Source organism: Rhizobium sp. SVR5-9E, assembly GCF_056755095.1.
Genome location: NZ_JBNDHS010000054.1, coordinates 25,632 through 43,112, shown reverse-complemented (window position 1 = coordinate 43,112; position 17,481 = coordinate 25,632). Strand labels below are relative to the sequence as shown.

The 17,481-nt window shown below is 59.8% G+C and carries 11 protein-coding genes; 1 reads left to right on the top strand and 10 read right to left on the bottom strand.

What is annotated here, in order from left to right:
- A partial coding sequence (locus ACPYOJ_RS22135) for an ATP-binding cassette domain-containing protein (RefSeq protein WP_481418160.1) occupies positions 1-380 on the top strand: 380 nt, incomplete at its 5' end.
- 179 nt (positions 381-559) lie between these two features.
- On the opposite strand, the gene ACPYOJ_RS22130 is transcribed toward ACPYOJ_RS22135, so the two are convergent.
- From ACPYOJ_RS22130 to ACPYOJ_RS22085, 10 genes are all read right to left on the bottom strand, one after another.
- Entirely contained in the window at positions 560-883 is a 324-nt protein-coding gene (locus ACPYOJ_RS22130) for a DUF6074 family protein (protein WP_481418159.1), read from the bottom strand.
- 279 nt (positions 884-1,162) lie between these two features.
- Positions 1,163-2,401 (bottom strand): OpgC family protein, encoded by a 1,239-nt coding sequence (locus ACPYOJ_RS22125; RefSeq protein ID WP_481418158.1) that lies wholly within the window; start codon positions 2,399-2,401, stop codon positions 1,163-1,165.
- A gap of 99 nt (positions 2,402-2,500) precedes the next feature.
- A complete protein-coding gene (locus ACPYOJ_RS22120) occupies positions 2,501-11,017 on the bottom strand; it encodes a glycoside hydrolase family 94 protein (RefSeq protein WP_481418157.1) in 8,517 nt (2,838 codons plus the stop codon).
- Between the two features lie 566 nt (positions 11,018-11,583).
- Positions 11,584-11,748 carry a hypothetical protein gene (locus tag ACPYOJ_RS22115; protein WP_481418156.1) on the bottom strand — a complete coding sequence of 55 codons (165 nt, stop codon included), beginning with the start codon at positions 11,746-11,748 and terminating at the stop codon, positions 11,584-11,586.
- A gap of 137 nt (positions 11,749-11,885) precedes the next feature.
- A complete protein-coding gene (locus ACPYOJ_RS22110) occupies positions 11,886-12,071 on the bottom strand; it encodes a hypothetical protein (RefSeq protein WP_481418155.1) in 186 nt (61 codons plus the stop codon).
- 161 nt (positions 12,072-12,232) lie between these two features.
- Entirely contained in the window at positions 12,233-12,982 is a 750-nt protein-coding gene (locus tag ACPYOJ_RS22105) for an ABC transporter ATP-binding protein (RefSeq protein WP_481418154.1), read from the bottom strand.
- Positions 12,979-13,812, bottom strand: a complete 834-nt coding sequence (locus tag ACPYOJ_RS22100; RefSeq protein WP_481418153.1) for an ABC transporter ATP-binding protein — start codon at positions 13,810-13,812, stop codon at positions 12,979-12,981. The genes ACPYOJ_RS22105 and ACPYOJ_RS22100 overlap by 4 nt, the downstream gene beginning before the upstream one ends.
- On the bottom strand, positions 13,809-14,744 hold the full coding sequence (locus ACPYOJ_RS22095) for an ABC transporter permease (RefSeq protein WP_481418152.1): 936 nt from the start codon (positions 14,742-14,744) through the stop codon (positions 13,809-13,811). The genes ACPYOJ_RS22100 and ACPYOJ_RS22095 overlap by 4 nt, the downstream gene beginning before the upstream one ends.
- Positions 14,741-15,808, bottom strand: a complete 1,068-nt coding sequence (locus ACPYOJ_RS22090) for an ABC transporter permease (RefSeq protein ID WP_481418151.1) — start codon at positions 15,806-15,808, stop codon at positions 14,741-14,743. The genes ACPYOJ_RS22095 and ACPYOJ_RS22090 overlap by 4 nt, the downstream gene beginning before the upstream one ends.
- Positions 15,809-15,826: 18 nt before the next feature.
- Positions 15,827-17,470 (bottom strand): ABC transporter substrate-binding protein, encoded by a 1,644-nt coding sequence (locus ACPYOJ_RS22085; RefSeq protein ID WP_481418150.1) that lies wholly within the window; start codon positions 17,468-17,470, stop codon positions 15,827-15,829.
- Positions 17,471-17,481: the final 11 nt, after the last annotated feature.

Here is a 17,481-nt window from a genome sequence, read left to right as displayed (position 1 = left end):
AGACCCATGTCGGAGAGCGCGGCAACAGACTCTCGGGCGGCGAGCGCCAACGTGTCGCCATCGCCCGTGCCATCCTCAAGGACGCACCGATCCTGGTACTCGACGAGGCGACCAGCGCGCTCGACGTGGAAACCGAGAACCGCGTGAAGGCTGCGATTGACAACCTCCGTCAGAACCGCACCACCTTCATCATTGCGCATCGTCTGTCGACGGTACGCGAAGCGGACAAGGTGCTGTTCCTCGACGGCGGCAGCGTTGTCGAGCAGGGCAGCTTCGACGAGCTCAGCCATAGCAACGGCCGCTTCGCTGCCTTGCTTCGCGCCAGCGGTATCCTGACGGACGCAGAAGTCCGCAAGGCTCATACGACCGAAGCCGCTTAACCAAATTGAAAGACGAACTGAAACGGCCGGAAGGAAACTTCCGGCCGTTTTTGTTGGTGAGCTTCCATTTGGTGGTCCGCTAATGGGCGCGTCAGTCGACGACGGACTTAACGCCCTAGAATAGATGAACGCGCAAGAAATGTATGGCGCCGGGGCCGGCGAGTTGAGGCGGAGGATGGTTAGACGCTGCGGCGCTTTCTGTCTTGCGCTACACGGCTTTCGGCTATGGCCCGCATCTGGTGCCTCTCCACCAGCGCAGCCTGAACTGCGGCCTGGAAAGATAGGACGCGCTCCCGTATCTTCGCCTCGCCCAACCCGCATCGCGTCAGCTCATCCGCCAGCAGACGGCACTCCGCCTTCCAGAACGCGACAGCCGCTTCCCCATGCAGATCATCAAGAGCCGCGGCGCAGCGCTCGATATCGCCCGGCCGGGGGCGGTTCGGAAATATCACGATTTCACTCGTGGTCAGCGCAGCGAAATGAGTGTCGAAAGAAGATGCCATCGAATCGATCCATGTTTCCATGAGACTGTTAGGCTCGTGTGGTTAACGTTTGCCTTCCCTTCTTGGGACCGGCTGGCCGCTCGAGGTTTCCTGGACGCAACTCGACCCAAGTCCGGCAGCCGCCTGCCGGCGACTGGTTTTAGGTGTCAGGTCTGGAACATATGCCGAATGTCCGCATGTCTAGACTGTTTTTCTCGGCCAAAGCCCTGCTTACGAAGCCCCTGACTGCGAGCACCAGCGGTGCCGGCGGCGCAGACCCTGCGCCGAACACCAGAGCAATTAGTTGTTTCGGCTATCGCGATAAAACTTCTGGTCCTCATTGACGCGGACGGGGACAGGAATGGGAGCAGTTCCTCCCATCGATATGGTTTTCGCGCTGCCGCCGATGCGTTTCCGCTCGAGGTGATAGGCATAGGCGAACTGAACGGCAATGCCGACAATAACAAGGACAGGCCCAAAGATCTGGTCGTGGTTGGTCACGTAAAGCAGCACCTGCCCGACCATCGCCAGGATGGTTCCTGCAACGAATATGTTCAACGAGTGACGGCCGATGATCGTCAGCGGATGATCCGCCGGACGGCGCAGCGCGCTCGACAGCGCCGGGATATTGATAACCAGATAGGCGAGCGCCAGAACATGCAGCAGTCTCGGCAGCGACAGGAAGGTCTTGTCGAAACCGGTGAGAACCGGCGACAGCCCAAGCGCGGCAAGCGAGTTCCCCAAGGCCCAGAGGTGGCCGACCACCCAGGCGAAGGAGAGCGCTACATAGCCCGAGGCCAGGATGAACAGGGCCGGGTGCTGGGGCAGCCTGCCGCCGCGCTTCACATGCATGACGGCGACGATGCCGATCGTGAAAATGAACTGCCAGGACAGCGGATTGAGGAACCAGTAGTCGGCAATGAGCATGTTGTGCGGAGCGATCTGATAGATGCCTGCAAGCAGCCAGACGGCCCCCGAAACACCGAGCGCCAGGAGCGGATGGATCGAGTTCAGGAGCAGGATCACAGGCACCATGAGCATCAAGGCACCGTACATCGGCAGGATGTTGTTGTAGCCGATCTGGTGGCCGAGCAGCAGCAAGGCCGGGATGCCTTCCTTCAGGTTCATCAGGACGGCGAGGATATTGATCTCGACCAGCAATCCCGGCCGGTGGAACAGCCAGGCGCCGCAGATGAACAATGCGAGCGTTATGAAGGTCGTGATCATATGGGCGAGATAAAGTGTGAAAGCGCGCTTCACAGCTTTCTTCGCCATCTCCAGCCGCCGGCCGACCTTGAAGCCTGAACCATAGGCAAGGCCAACGGCAATACCCGAGATCAGCACGAAGGCTTCGGCCGCGTCGGAAAAGCCAAAATTCTTCGTCGTCAGATCTTCGAGTATCTGGCCGGGAACGTGATTGATGAAAATCGTGATGAGGGCAAGGCCCCGCAAGACATCAAGTCTCGTATCGCGCTGTGGCCTTGCGGGGGAGTGGGACATGCACCGAGCGCCGACCGGATTCTTCGGCAAAGCCGCCATGATGTGTCTCCTGGTTTGATTTGCAAACGCGGTTGTGGCCAAAAGGGTTCCTCCTTCTGGCCACAACGAATCGCCGGAGTGAGCGCGTGGAAAATGCTGCTATCCGAGCGGATATCCCGATTTAGGATCGGCGACTTCGCTGTCGTTGATAGACAGAGTGTAGCCGTCCGGATTGGACGATTTTGAGACCGAAATGCGGTATTTCTCACCCGAATGTTCGATCTCCGCCGTGAAGCCATCCCAGCCGCTCGGCAGCGCCGGGCGAACGAAGACACGCTTATCTTTCAATCGGATACCGAGAATGCCTTCGACCGCAGCCCGGTACAGCCAGCCCGCAGAACCCGTGTACCACGTCCAGCCTCCGCGCCCTTTCAGCGCCCCTTCGCCATAGACGTCGGCAGCGATGACGTAGGGCTCCACCCGGTAGTGTTCAGCCGAGGCCCTATCCGAAGAGTGGTTGATCGGATTCAGAAGCTCGAAGCAGGCCATCGCATCGTCGCCTCGGTTGAGTTCGGCGAGCGCCATGACCACCCAGGTGGCGGCATGCGTGTATTGGCCGCCATTCTCACGGACACCCGGCGGGTAGGACTTGATGTAACCCGGATCCTTAGCCGACGTGGCAAAAGGCGGGGTAAACAGACGGATGATCCGTGCTTCCCTGTCGACGAGACGGTTCATGACCGCGTCGATGGCCTTTACCGCGTGATCCGGATCGCCTTCGCCGGAAAGCACACTCCAGGACTGCGCGATCGAGTCAATCTGGCATTCCAGACTTTCCTTTGATCCAAGCAGACTGCCGTCGTCGAAGGTACCCCGGCGGTAGTAAGTACCATCCCATGCTGCGCGTTCGAGTGCTGCCTTCAGCTCGGCGAGATGCTTTGTCCAGCGTTCGACGCGAGCAGTGTCACCCCGCTCTTCAGCGTAAGGCGTAAAGGACCGCAACGCGCCAGCCAGGAACCAGCCGAGCCAGACGCTCGTGCCCTTGCCATGGATTCCGACGCGATTCATGCCGTCGTTCCAGTCGCCGCCCAGGATCAGCGGCAGGCCGTTTTCTCCCTTGCGCTTGATTGCGAGATCAAGTGCCAGGGCCGCATGCTCGTAAATGCTGACCTTGTCATCCGAAACTTCCGGACGGAAGAATGAGTCATGCTGCCCCTCGAGCAGCTCCGGCCCCTCGACGAACGGCAGCTCTTCCTCAAGCAGGCTCTTGTCACCTGTCACGCTGCAATAGTGGTGGATTGCATAAGCAAGCCAGACGACGTCGTCCGAGATCAGCGTCCGCACACCGGCACCGGTTCCCGGCAGCCACCAATGTTGAACGTCACCCTCGCGGAACTGCCGGGAAGCAGCGTTGACGATCTGGTTGCGCGCAAGCGACGGCTCCTGAAGGACGAAGGCCAGCGTATCCTGCAGCTGGTCGCGGAAGCCGAAGGCACCGCTTGCCTGATAGAAGGCCGAACGCGCCATGATGCGGCAACCGAGGCTCTGATACGGCAACCACGTATTGATCAGATTGTTCATCGCCGCGTTCGGTGTCGAAATCTGCACCTTGCCGGTGAAGCCCTGCCAGAAGTCGCGGTTTGCCTGGACGGCGTCTTCGATCGACGTCTTGCGGATATCCGCGACCAACGCCTGAGCCTCCTCCTTCGAGCCGGTGTCGCCTAGGAAGAAAGTGACATGACGCTCTTCGCCGGCACCGATTTCGATATCGAATGCAAGCGCAGCCGCCGGATCGCCATCAAGGTCAGTAACGCCGGAAAGCGCGACGGACGGCTTGAGCGCCTGCGGAGCCTGGACCGTACCAGCCTTACCGATGAATTCGCGTCTGCTTACCGTAAAGCTGGACGGCTTCTCGCTCGCAGCAAAGAACGAAACCCGGCTCGAAAAGTCGATGCTATACTGGTTGGTCGCAATCAGCGCGCCCGTTTCCTCGTCGTGCGACGAGAGAATGAAGGGCGCCGTGTGCTGGGCGTTGTTGCCGAGAACCCACTCGACATAGCCGTAAAGCCGCAACTTGCGCGGAGAGGCGCCGAGGTTGCGCAGCCGCACACGCTGCAGTTTGACGGGCTTCTGGCGATCGACCGTCTGCGTCACTTCCAGAGCGATATCGTTCTGCTCGCTGGAGAAGACCGAGTAGCCGAGGCCATGGCGCGCTTCGAAGCGGACATCGCTCCGCTCCGAAAGTCCTGCGAACGGTGTCATGACTGCACCGCTGTCCAGATCGGCGACGTAGATTGCCTCGCCTGAGCGGTTGATGACGGGATCGTTCGACCAGGAGGTCAGCTGGTAGTCTCGCGAGTTGACGCTCCAGGTGAAACCGGCGCCTTCAGCAGATACGTGGAAGCCGAACTTCTCGTTGGAGATCACATTGATCCAGGGATGCGGTGTCGCCGTGCCGCCGGCGAGGCGGGTGACATATTCGCGGCCGTCGCGGGCAAAACCGCCAAAGCCGTTCCAGAAGTCGAGGTCGCCTTTGTCTTCGATCTCAAGCGGCGCGGGCTTCGGCTGCACGATGGCGGCTACACGCTTAACCGGCGCCTTGCGCTCCGCGCGTTCCATTTCTTGAGGCTCTTCTTTCGAAGGCGCAGAAAGCGCAACCGCGCGGTTGATCTGATCGACAACTTTGCCGTTCTTCGCGTGGAGGGTGACACGCGAAGCGGAGATCAGGGCGTGATACGTCGCCTCCTCCATCAAATCCTTGCGGACGGCAAAGATATGCTGGCGCAGACCATCGGCCTGACCAATTCGGCGGACGTTCTCGCACATCTGGTCGACGGCGTGCTGCAGATCCTGCGCATAGGAGGATGCGCGCTCATTCATGATGACGAGATCGGCCGTGAGCCCGCGCGAGCGAAGATACTCCTCCGCCAGAAGGGCCTCGCGAACGATTTCGAGGTCCATGTCATCGTCTATGCGCAGCGTAAAGATCGGAAAGTCGCCGGAGATCGCGAGCGGCCAGAGCGATGACTGAGACTGCATGCCCGCCTGGACGACTGCAGCATCGGCACGCAGATCCATGTCCGGATAAACCAGATACCGGCCGAGATGCTGGAAGGCCGCAGCCTGCTGCGACGTCACGCCGACATGACGCATCTGCACCTGCGTGCGCGTCCATGCCTGGACGAGCTCGTGGTTGAAGGCATCAGCGTGGCGATAGCGTTCAACAGCCTTGTCCACCTCGTCGCGGCTGGGAGCGGCGATCGTCCAGAAGATCACGCTGACCTTCTTGCCCGCAGGCACGCGGAGGGTACGGCGCAGCGACAGAATCGGATCGAGCGTGAAGCCGTCGGTGCCCGACAACGTTGCACCAGGATCGAAGGCAGCAGCATCCGCGAGGCTCCGGCCGCGGCCGAGGAACTTGCGGCGGTCGGTTTCGAACTCCGTCTGGCGGGCAGGACCCGAACCGTCGACGATCAGATGGGCGATGCTCATATTCGGTTCATTCGGGTCGCGCTTTTGGCGCTCGGCGCGGATGATATCGCCGCGCTTGCCGAATTCCGTCTTCACGAACATACGGGCGAAGGCCGGATGCGCGTTGTCCACGTCATCCGATGCGATCACCGGCTCCATATAAGAGGTGACCTCGATGAAGCGGTCTTCGGAGCCCGTGTTGAACAACGTCAGACGGCGGGCCTCCGCATCGTGTTCCGTCGTGACTATGCATTCCACTTCACTGCTTAGGTCGCCGACGACTTTCGTGAATTCCGCCTTTTCGTCGGCAAAGAGCACGTTGACCTTTTCACCTTCGACGCTTTTCGGCTCAGCCGTTGCCGACCACCATTCGTTGGTCGTGGTATCGCGCAGGAAGATGAAGCTTCCCCAACGGTCTTCCGTCGGATCGGCTTTCCAGCGGGTGACGGCCTGGCCGTTCCAGCGCGCATAGCCGGCACCGGTTGCGGTCAGCATCATCGAATAGTGACCATTGGACAGGAAGACGAGTTCGCGGTCCCGCGAAAGCGGGTCGGAGATCTTGCGAAGCTCCGGCCGCAGCAGATCGTCCTGGATGCTGGCGGGCGTATCGGATTCGTGCTTACCACTCATGACAGGAATGTCCCGTGGCGCCTTTTCCTGCAGCAGCAGCTCAGCCGCTTCGATCACCGGATCGGAGTGGAAGAGTTCGCGCAGATGCCCATTAAACGCCACGTTTGCGATAGCTGCAATCGACATTCCGTGGTGGTGAGCATAGTAGTTGTAGACGACTGCGCATTTCTTGCCTTCCGGCACACGCGTCGGCGTGAAGTCAACGGCATCGTGGAAGCCAAACTTGCCGAGCGCGCCGACGTTGCGCAGGCGCTGCAGGTTTTCGAGTGCGCCCTGCGGATCGTACTGGCTGGCGAGGATCGAAGCATAGGGCGCGATGACGGCGTTGTGCCCCAGACCGCGCTTCAGGCCGAGCGAAGGCACGCCGAAGTTCGTGTACTGGTAGTTGAGGTTATGGTCACGGGCGTTGAAGGCCGCTTCCGAAATACCCCATGGGATGCCGAGCTTGCGTCCATAGTTCATCTGCTCGACCACGACCAGGTTGTTGGTCTGATTGAGAATACCCCCACCCCGCTCCTGCATGACCAGCGGCGGCATCAGGTATTCGAACATCGAGCCGGACCAGGAGACCAGCGCGCCGCGCGAACCCACCGGCACGACCTGGCGGCCCAGGCGGTACCAATGCTCGGTCGGCAGGTCGCCCTTCGCGATGCCGAAAAGGCTGGTGAGGCGGCATTCCGATGCCAGCAGATCGTAGCAGGCCTGGTCGAGCTCGCCGCTTTCGACACGATAGCCGATCGAGAGAAGACGGCGTTCCTGACGAAATAGGAAGCTGAAATCCATCGAGAAGGCGAGATCGCGGGCCTTTTCGCGGAGAGCGATCAGACGCGGACGCAAAGCATCGATATTGGAAAGGTCGAATGTGCTGTCGGCAATATGCGCTTCACAGACCTTCACGAGAGACTCCCCCCAGCGGGTGAGTTCGGCGCTTTGTGCTGATTTAACTTCGTGATCGAGGTTCGCTGCAAGCTTCTGGATGTCGCGTGCCAGAACGGCAAGGTTGATGACGCGGATGGAGGCGAACTCGTGCTCGCGCTTGACGGCGGCGAGCGCGTTTTGGAAGCCAACGATCCGCTCTTCCAGGCGGCGACGGAGCGGACGGATGGTCTTGCGGTCATCCGGGAGAACGGCGAGCACTTCGCCGAGGATACCGGCGGTATCGCCTACACCGTCGAGGTTGCCCTGCATATGAGCCGAAGGCGCCTCGGCCCAATCGCGGCAGGCCGACGAAACAGCGATCAGGTGACCGGCAAGGTTGCCGCTGTCGACCGAGGAAACGTATCGCGGCCCGAGGGTCTGCAGCGTATCGGTGTGATACCAGTTGAAGAGATGGCCGCGGTACTTTTCCATCTTGTCGATGGTGGCGATTGTCCGTTCCAGCCGCTCGATCGTCTCTTCGAACGAAAACCAGCCGAACTGGCGGCCGGAAATGACCGAGAGCAGATAGACCCCGATATTGGTCGGCGAGGTTCGGGTCGCGACGATGACGTGTGGCGTCTCCTGAACGTTATCCGGCGGCAGGTAGTTCTGTTCCGCCGTCGTGAACGCTTCGAAATAACGCCAGGTCCGGCGGGCAATCTTTCTGAGTTCGCTCGATACCGAGTCGGCAACTTCGAGCCGGTCTTCGGTTTCCGCCGACTGGCTGACAGACCAGGCAACGAGCGGCGACAGGATCCACAACAAGGCAAACGGAATGCCGACGAGGAACGCGTTGTCCCCGGAAAGCGCGGCAAAGCCGAGAGCAAGCAGGGCAAGCACCGGCGCATGCCACATCGCCTTGTAGTAGGAGAGTATCGTTCCCTGCCCGCGGGCTTGCACGCTAGCGGCGGTACGCCACTGCAGCATCAGTTTATGGCTGACGGAGAGACGATAAAGGGAACGGCCGATCGCATCGGCCATCATGCACGCCGTGTCGGCAATGAAGACGATACGAAGGGCGACCTGAGCGTTGGCGGCGCGGATGTCCGACCAGACGGTATAGAGATGTGCGCGCGCGACAATATCGCTGGTACGCGGAATGATGCCGTGGATGAGCGAGAGCGTCGGCGCGACAAAGAGGCAGAAGATCAGAAGTATCTGCCATACGAGCGCCCCAAGCGGGCTCATGAAATACCAGCCGAGCACGGAGGCGAAGAACCAGGCGATCGGCGTCAGCGACCGGCGCAGGTTATCGAACATCTTCCAGCGCCCGAGGGCGGTGACGCCGTATTTCGGATTAAACATATACGGAAGAAGCTGCCAGTCGCCGCGCGCCCAGCGATGCTGGCGCGAGGTCTCGACCTCGTAACGGACCGGGAAATCTTCGACCAGCTCGAGATCAGTCACGAGCGCGCAGCGCGCCATCGAGCCTTCGAGAAGATCGTGGCTGAGAACCGAGTTCTCCTCGATGCGGCCCTTCAGCGAAGCTTCAAAGGCATCGACGTGGTAGAGCCCCTTGCCGGTGAACGTGCCCTCGCCCGCGAGGTCCTGATAGACGTCGGAAACCGTAAACACATAAGGGTCGAGACCGCGGTTGATGGAGAAGACGCGCTGGAATACCGAGGCGTCCTTTCCGGTCGTCAGCGACGGGGTCACGCGCGGCTGCAGCACGCCATAGCCGCTTTCGACCCGGCCGGTTTTCGGATTTATGACCGGACGGTTGATAGGGTGATAGAGCTTGCCCACAAGCTTGGTGACCGCATCGCGCATCAGGCGCGTGTCGGAATCGAGCGTCATGACGTACTGAACATCGGCGGGAGCCACGTTGGCGCCCGGCAGATAGGTCGTGTCGCTGTCGCCACGCAGAAGCATGTTCAGTTCGTGCAGCTTGCCGCGTTTGCGCTCCCAGCCCATCCAGACGCCCTCGGACGGATTATAAATGCGGCGGCGATGCAGGAGATAGAAGCGTGTCTTGCCATCATAGGCATAGCGGGCTGAAAGATTGGCGATCTCGCGGCGGGCATAGTCCAGCACTTCGAGATCGTTCGCCGTCTCTTCAACGGCGCTATCCGGCCAGTCGCTCAGCAGCGCGAAATAGATTTCGCCGCGCGGATTGGCGAGGTAGTGAACCTCGAGATTGCGAACCAGTTCGTCGACGCTGTCGCGGTTGGAAATAAGGCATGGCACCGCCAGAAGCGTGCGCGCGTCCTTCGGAATGCCTTCCTTGAACTCATAGCCGACAAGCCGCGCCGGTATTACAAAGAAAGACAGCAGAGTATTGAACAGGCCTGTCGCCCCCTCCGATGCCGGAAGCGAGAACATGACGAGCAGCACTGCGATTGCGAAAGCGCCCATGCCTGCGGCCGCCATGAAGTGCCCAACGATCGCCATTGCGATGATGGTGAGCAGGAAGACGGGAGCCGCGATCGACAGCCAGTTGAGCTTGCGGACTGCTCGAACAAGATGTTGGGCGATTGTCGGCCGATAATTGGCCCGCGCCTCGAATTTCGGCCGGTGCATGCCGGTGAGGAAGCCACCGACATTCGGCTCATGCGGCTGCGGCTCCTCGGAAGCCCTCGCTTCGGAAGTCATGTCGAGCGCCAGCTGAGCGATTTCCATCTCCGTTAGCGGCGAGCGCTTAGCGAGCTTTTCAATCTGCTTGCGGTATTTGTTTCGCGACCCCGAATCGAGTGCACCGTAGTCGGAATTCTCCCAAAGCAGCTTGTCGACGTGGCTGACCTGCTCCACCCAGACCGACCACTCCGTGTCGTCGATCTCGCGAAGGCTCCGGATGATGTTGCCCATCGTGACATTGCCGGAGGATAGGCGGCTGTGTTCCGCCATTGTCGCTTCTTCGGTGTCACGGCCGAGCAGTTGTAGGCGCTCGTCGAGCCAGGCGATCGCAAGACTGGAAGCCTGCGAACCGTCGCGCATGCGGTAGAGGAACTGCGTCGAGAAGGTATTGTCCTCGGCAAGCGGTTCCAGCGTTCTCAGATAGTCGGCAGCCCTCGCCGGATCGGTCAGGCGCACGAGTTCGTCGGCGGCTTCGTTGGCGCGGCGACGCAAGCGGCGGCTGTGTTCGACGCGGCTCGAAATCCTGCGGAGGTTTTCGACGAGCACATAGCGGACGAGCGACGGCAACGCCCAGAGCTCACCGATGCGCAGCGTTTCGCTCTGCTGGAAACCGTCGACAAGCGCCGTCAGGCTCTCTTGCGAAACCGTGCTGTGGGTATGGGCGACATAGAGCCAGGCGAGCACCAGCGTGCGCGGCATCTGGACACCGTCGACATTGATCGTCGGCAATTCGCGATAGAAGCGCCGCGGGAAGTCCCGGCGGATCTCCTGGATGGCCTCTTCGACGATGTAATGGTTATCGAGAAGCCATTCTGCGGCGGGCGTGATGGTCTCGCCTGATTCCACGTCGGTCGCGGTTGTGCGATAGACGCGCAGGATTTCCTTCTCGTTCTCCTTGTGCCGCGCGAAGAAATCGAACGGCGCAAAACCCGGCAGCGAAACGACGCTTTTGCGAGCGACCGCAGCACCCATCGCCTTGATGTCTTCAATGGAGAGATAGGTCGAGCGGATCGCATCGCCGTAATCGATGTGCTTCGTTTCGGACTCGCGTGAGGACGCTGAAGACGGAATGGAAATGGTCATGGGTTCGGTTCTGGATCCAAACAACGTTATGATAATTTCGCTAGCCTTTTGCACCGGCAATTATGACTGTCGCATGAACGGTCCAAAGCCATTGCATAAAGACGCAAGGGACGCAGATCCTCAATACTAAACGGGTTTAGGCTCGATCTGCTGCGTGCCCCCCGCCGGCCACTGCTGCCTTTTGACTCCACCCCAAGAGGCACTCCGGAAAGTTGGACACCATCGCGATAATTCAAGTCAAGAGACATCAATTGCGCTGCACCCTTCGCGTCATTTCTGTAGCTTGGAGTTACTCAAAGAAAAATCCGGCACCGTTGTGGCACCGGACTTCAATTTATCACCGCGCGACAATTGGCGATATCGCTCGGACGCATGTCCGAACGTTTCGCGCAGCCATCGCATTTTCCATTTTCTCAGGGGAGTTCAGGCGGTACGTCAGGCGGATCGTTGTTTCCGACCAAAGCTCCCGCCTCGTCTAGGGGGCATTCAAGGCCCGACAATCTGCAAGGCCAGAATGCTGCGTAAGCTATGTAGGATGAGTGTGCTGGCAAGGCCCAGCATAATCGTCAACTGATAAGGCCGCAGACCAATGCTGCAACGAAGACGAACGCCGCAGCGACCAACGTCGCGTTCAGTGCGAGATGAAGTTTGTGACGCGTCGACGTCAGCTTCTTTGCCGGTGCGGAACTATAATGGTTCGCGTGAGTATGCGAAATACCCAGGTCTGCCATGTGTTGCCTCCGTCTTGTTTTCGTTGATGCCGCGGTCAATCGCCGCCACATTCCTATATTCTCTATATGATAGGTAGAGATAAATTTCCTTCCAAGGCGCAGAGGATGGAAAATCTAACCCGCACCCGACGATTGGCTCAGCAAAGCGTGCGCCATGCCCAGATCAATGAACGCTCGATCGCATTTTCTTCCCGTTGGGCACCGGAAGCTTCGATCAATCGGCAGTCTTTCTCCGCAGGAATGGAAATGGGTGCCCGTTCGGTACGTCCAGCCTTAGCCGGAGGGTCGAGATATCCCATGGTCATCCCGCCGAGAAAGAACATGCGTCACCTCCACGATCACGAAAGCTAACAAGCGTTAACAGGATCATGACAGATGAAAAGCCGCTGTCAATAGTCTAGCCGAATGGTCGTCTTTTAACGGGCATTTAACCTTAACACACAGGCACATCCAAGCATTTCAAATACTTGATAAAATCCGGGTTTCAGGCTTTGACGAAGCCCTTGCTCGCGATCATTAAATTTCGCGTGTAGTCTTCTTGAACATCCGCATTGGCCAGTTGGCCGGAGGTCAGCCGTTCCACGACCGCGCCGTTGCGCATCACGGCAAGCCTTTCGCACATATGAGTAACAACACCGAGATCGTGGCTCACCATCACGAAGGTCAGCTTGCGGTCGCGTCTGATCTGCTCCAGGAGATTGAGCACTTCCGCCTGGACCGAAGCGTCAAGTGCCGATGTCGGCTCGTCCAGCAACAGGATCGACGGCTCGACGATCAGCGCCCGCGCAATTGCCACGCGCTGCCGCTGTCCGCCGGAGAGCTGGTGCGGATAGCGAAAGCGGAAGCCGTTTCCGAGCCCTACCTCATCGAGCGCGCGTGCGATACGCTTGTCGCTGTCTCTGATGCCGTGAATTGCCAAGGGCTCGATCAGCAAGCGGTCAATCGTCTGCCGCGGATGCAGGGAACCATAAGGGTCCTGAAACACCGTCTGGACATTTCTGTAGAAGGCCTTGCTGCGTTTTGAACCATGCAGCGGCTCACCATGAATGCGAATAGTGCCGCCGGTGACAGGAGCAAGACCCGCCACCGCACGAAGCAGCGTCGATTTCCCGGACCCTGATTCGCCAACCAGGCCGAAGGACTCGCCCTGAGCCACGGCGATGCTGGCATCCTTCAGCGCCAGAAAATCGTCATACGCGACACTGACATTTTCGACCGAAAGCGCAGCGCTCATTGAGCCCACTCCGGTTTGCGGTCGAGCACCGGCAGCGGGTGGCGATCATCCCCGATTTGCGGCATGCAGTTCAAAAGCCCTCGCGTATAGGGATGCTGCGCATTCTTGAGCTCCGAAGCCCTCAGTTCTTCGACGATCTTTCCTGCATACATGACGATCACGCGGTCGCAGAACGACGAAACAAGCCGCAGGTCGTGGGACACGAATATCAGTCCCATGCCGCGCTCTGAAACGAGCTTGTCCATGATCTTGAGGACATCGAGCTGTACGGTGACGTCGAGCGCCGAGGTCGGCTCGTCTGCGATCAGCAGATCCGGCCCGGCGATCAGCATCATGGCGATCATCGCACGCTGGCCCATGCCGCCCGAGACCTCATGCGGATAGAGATCGAAGACGCGCTTCGGATCGCGGATCTGTACCGCCTCCAGCATGGCAAGCGCCCGTTCGGTCGCCTCCGCCTTGCTGACCTTCTCATGCGTTCTCAGAGTTTCGGAAATCTGCCTGCCGATCGACATCACCGGATCGAGCGAATATTTCGGATCCTGCAGTACCATGGCGATGCGCTTTCCGCGCAGGAGCCGCCGTTCTTTCGCCGAGGCTGAAAGCAGATCGATGCCATCGAAGACGAGCTTGTCCGCCGTGACGATACCGTGCTTGGGCGTAAGCCCCATGATTGCGCGCCCGGTCTGCGATTTGCCGGATCCGGACTCCCCGACGATACCGAGGCGCTCCTTGCCGAGGGTAAAGGACACGCCGCGAACGGCTTCGATCACGCCCGTGCGCGTCGGGTAGCTGACCCTCAGGTTCCCCACCGTCAGCAGATCCGTCATTGGCCGCTCTCCTTGGGGTCGAGCGCATCGCGCAGACCGTCACCGAGCAGGTTGAAACCCAGGCTGACGATGAGGATTGCAATACCCGGCATGCCTGCTACCCACCATTGATCGAGGATGAAGCGGCGACCCGAGGCGATCATCGCCCCCCATTCCGGCAGCGGCGGCTGAGCGCCGAGACCAAGGAAGCCGAGACCGGCTGCGGTCAGAATAATGCCGGCCATGTCGAGTGTCACACGCACGATCAGCGACGAGATGCAGAGCGGCATCACGTGGCGGATGATGATGCGGATCGGCGAGGCGCCCATCAGCTTGACCGCCGAGATGTAATCGGAACGCCGTACCGTCAGGGTTTCGGCACGGGCAATGCGGGCGTAGGGCGGCCAGGAGGTGATCGCGATCGCGATGATCGCATTCTGGATGCCCGGACCAAGCGCAGCAACGAAGGCGAGCGCCAACACCAGCTTGGGGAAGGCCAGGAAAATATCGGTGATGCGCATCAGCACGGCATCGACCCAGCCCCCGGCATAGCCGGAAACGGTGCCGACAATCAGCCCGATGGGTGCCGAGATGATCGCGACCAGCACCACGACAAACAGCGTCAACCGCGATCCGTAGATCAGGCGCGAGAAGATGTCGCGGCCCTGATCATCCGTGCCGAGAAGGTACTCGCCGGTTCCAGGTGGCAGGAGCCGCGCATTCTTCAGATCGCCGACGACCGGTGAGTGTGTTGCAATCACGTCGGCGAAGGCGGCGATCAGAAGCAGGACGATGATGATCGCTAGACCGACGACCGCCAGCCTGTTGGCGGCGAACTGACGCCATGTCACATAGGCGCGTCCGAGACGGGCCTGCATACGCGATTGCGGGCGATCGGAAAGCAACCATTCGCGGCGGGTCATCGGCGCCGTCTGATTTGCTGGAACCGTCATTGGCTTCGCGTCCTTGGATCGAGTGTGCGGTAGAGAAGATCGGACAACAGGTTGATGGTGATGAAAACGGTGCCGATGACGATCGTACCGCCCAGAACCGCATTCATGTCCGCATTCTGGAGCGAGTTGGTGATGTAAAGTCCGATGCCCGGCCACGAGAACACCGTTTCCGTCAGCACCGAGCCTTCAAGAAGGCCGGCGTAGGAAAGCGCGATCACGGTGACAAGCGGCACGGCTGCGTTCCGCAATGCGTGGCCCCAGATCACCCGGGTTTCCGAAAGGCCTTTGGCGCGTGCGGCCACAATATATTCCTGGCCGAGTTCGTTCAGCATGAAGCTGCGCGTCATGCGGCTGATATAAGCGAGCGAGAAATAGCCGAGCAGCGAGGCAGGCAGGACGATGTGGCGAAACACGTCGTAGAAGACGTCCCATTGCCCCTGCATGGCGCTGTCGATCAGGTAGAAGCCGGTCACCGGCGTGAAGCTATATTCATAGACGATGTCGATACGGCCCGGAAAGGCGACCCATCTGAGCTTCGCATAGAAGACGACAAGCGAGATCAGCGCCAGCCAGAAGATCGGAACCGAATAGCCGATCAGCCCTATGACCCGCACGACCTGGTCGGCGATGCTGCCGCGCCGAACGGCCGCAAGCACGCCGAGCGGAATGCCGATCACTCCCCCGATCAGGGTGCCGAGGGTGGCCAGTTCGATCGTCGCCGGAAACACACGCCGGATGTCGGTCATCACCGGGTTCGTGGTCAGTACCGAATTGCCGAAGTCGCCGGAAAGAATCCCCTTCAGATAGATGAAGAACTGCTGGTAGAGCGGAAGGTTGAAACCCATCTCTTCCCGCACCCGCTCGACGACGTGTGTCGGCGCCCGGTCGCCAAGGATCGCGAGAACCGGATCGATCGGCACCACGCGGCCGATGAAAAAAGTGACGGCCAGAAGTCCAAGATAGGTCGTCACGGCGGCAATCAGGAAACGCCCGATTGCCTTCGCAAGGGGAACGGCCCGGCCCTTTGCGGGCCGCGCCTCCATTTTGGTTTCGACAATGCTCAATGAACCAATCCTACCGGATTATTCCTTGGCGATCGGGCCGACGTAGTTGGTGTCGAAGCTCGGACCCAGCTTGAAGTCCTTCAGGTTCTTGCGGTAGCCGGCCACTTCGATCTGCTGGAAGATAAAGACGAAGGGGCTGTTTTCCAGGTACTTCTTCTCGATGTCCTGGTACATGGCAGCACGCTTCGCACTGTCGCGCTCGAGCAGAGCAGCCTTGGCTTCCTTGTCGAGTTCCGGCGCTTCAAAGGTATTGCGCCATGCGAGCGTCTTGTTGGTGCCGGCGTCCGAATTGTCCGGGTTCGCCGTGAAGGTATCGGCATTCGAATTCGGATCAAAATAGTCCGAGCCCCACTGGCCGATATACATATCGTGCGTGCGGGCGCGAAACTTCGTGAGCGTCTGCTTGCCGTCGCCCGGAATGATTTCCAGCTTTACGCCGGCCTGTCCGAGGGTCTGCTGCATGGATTCGGCAATGCCGGTTACCGGCTGCGTGTTGCGAACATCCATAGTGACGGAGAAGCCATCCGGAAGACCGGCCTTCGCCAGCAGTTCCTTTGCCTTGGCGACGTCGAGCTTGAACGGATTTTCGTCAAGCGCACCGAGCTGGCCCTTCGGCAGGAAGGTCTGGTGGATTTCGCCGATGCCTTTGATGAGGGTCGAGCCGATGGCGTCATAATCGACGAGATATTTGAAGGCCTGCTGCACTTCCGGCTTCTTCAGGTTCTCGTTCTTCAGGTTGAGGCTGACGTAGTAGATCGTGCTCTTTGGCGCGCTTGTGGTCGCCAGATCGCCGTTCTTCGAGACGGCGTCGAAGTCGCCCGGCTCAAGGTTGCGGGCGATGTCGATGTCGCCGGCCTCGAGCGCCAGGCGCTGCGCCGAGCTTTCCTTCATGTAGCGATAGATGACACGATTCGGCTTCGGCTTGTCGCCATAGTAATTGTCGTTGCGCTCCAGCACCACGACCTCGTTGGCACGCCATTCGCGGAGCTTGTAGGCACCAGAGCCGGCATAGCCGGTCTTCAGCCATTCATTGCCGAAGTCGTTGTCGTACTTGTGATCGGCATCGACGGTGACGGACTTCACGTGATCCATGACGAGCTTCTTGTCGACGACGGAGGCAACCGTTGCCGTCAGGCAGTTCAGCACGAAGCTCGGTGCATAGGGCTTGTCAACGTTGAAGACGAAGGTGTTTTCATCCGCCGCCTTCGCCTTCTCGGTGACGTTGTCTCCCGTCAAGCCGAATTGCGTGAGAATGAAGGCCGGGCTCTTGTCCAGCTTGACAGCACGCTCGAAGGACCAGGCAACATCCTCGGCCGTGATTGGGTTGCCGGAAGCGAACTTCAAACCGGGCTTCAGCTTGAACGTGTAGGTGAGACCATCGTCGGAGACGCTCCAGCTCTCGGCGAGATCGCCGACGACCTTCGACGTGTCTTTCATGTCGAGGCGGACGAGAAGACTATAGGTGTTGCTCGTCATTTCGGCCGTCGAAATCTCGAAAGCCTCGCCTGGATCCATGGTGATGATGTCGTCAAAGGCGAAGCCTTCGACGACGGTGTCCTTTGGCGTCTCCGCGAAGGCAGCGGGCGCCGTCAGCATGAGAAGCGAAAGCGCTGCCCCCGCGGAAAGAGCACGAAAGTTGCGGCTGAGTTTGGTAATCATCATCGGTCTGTTCC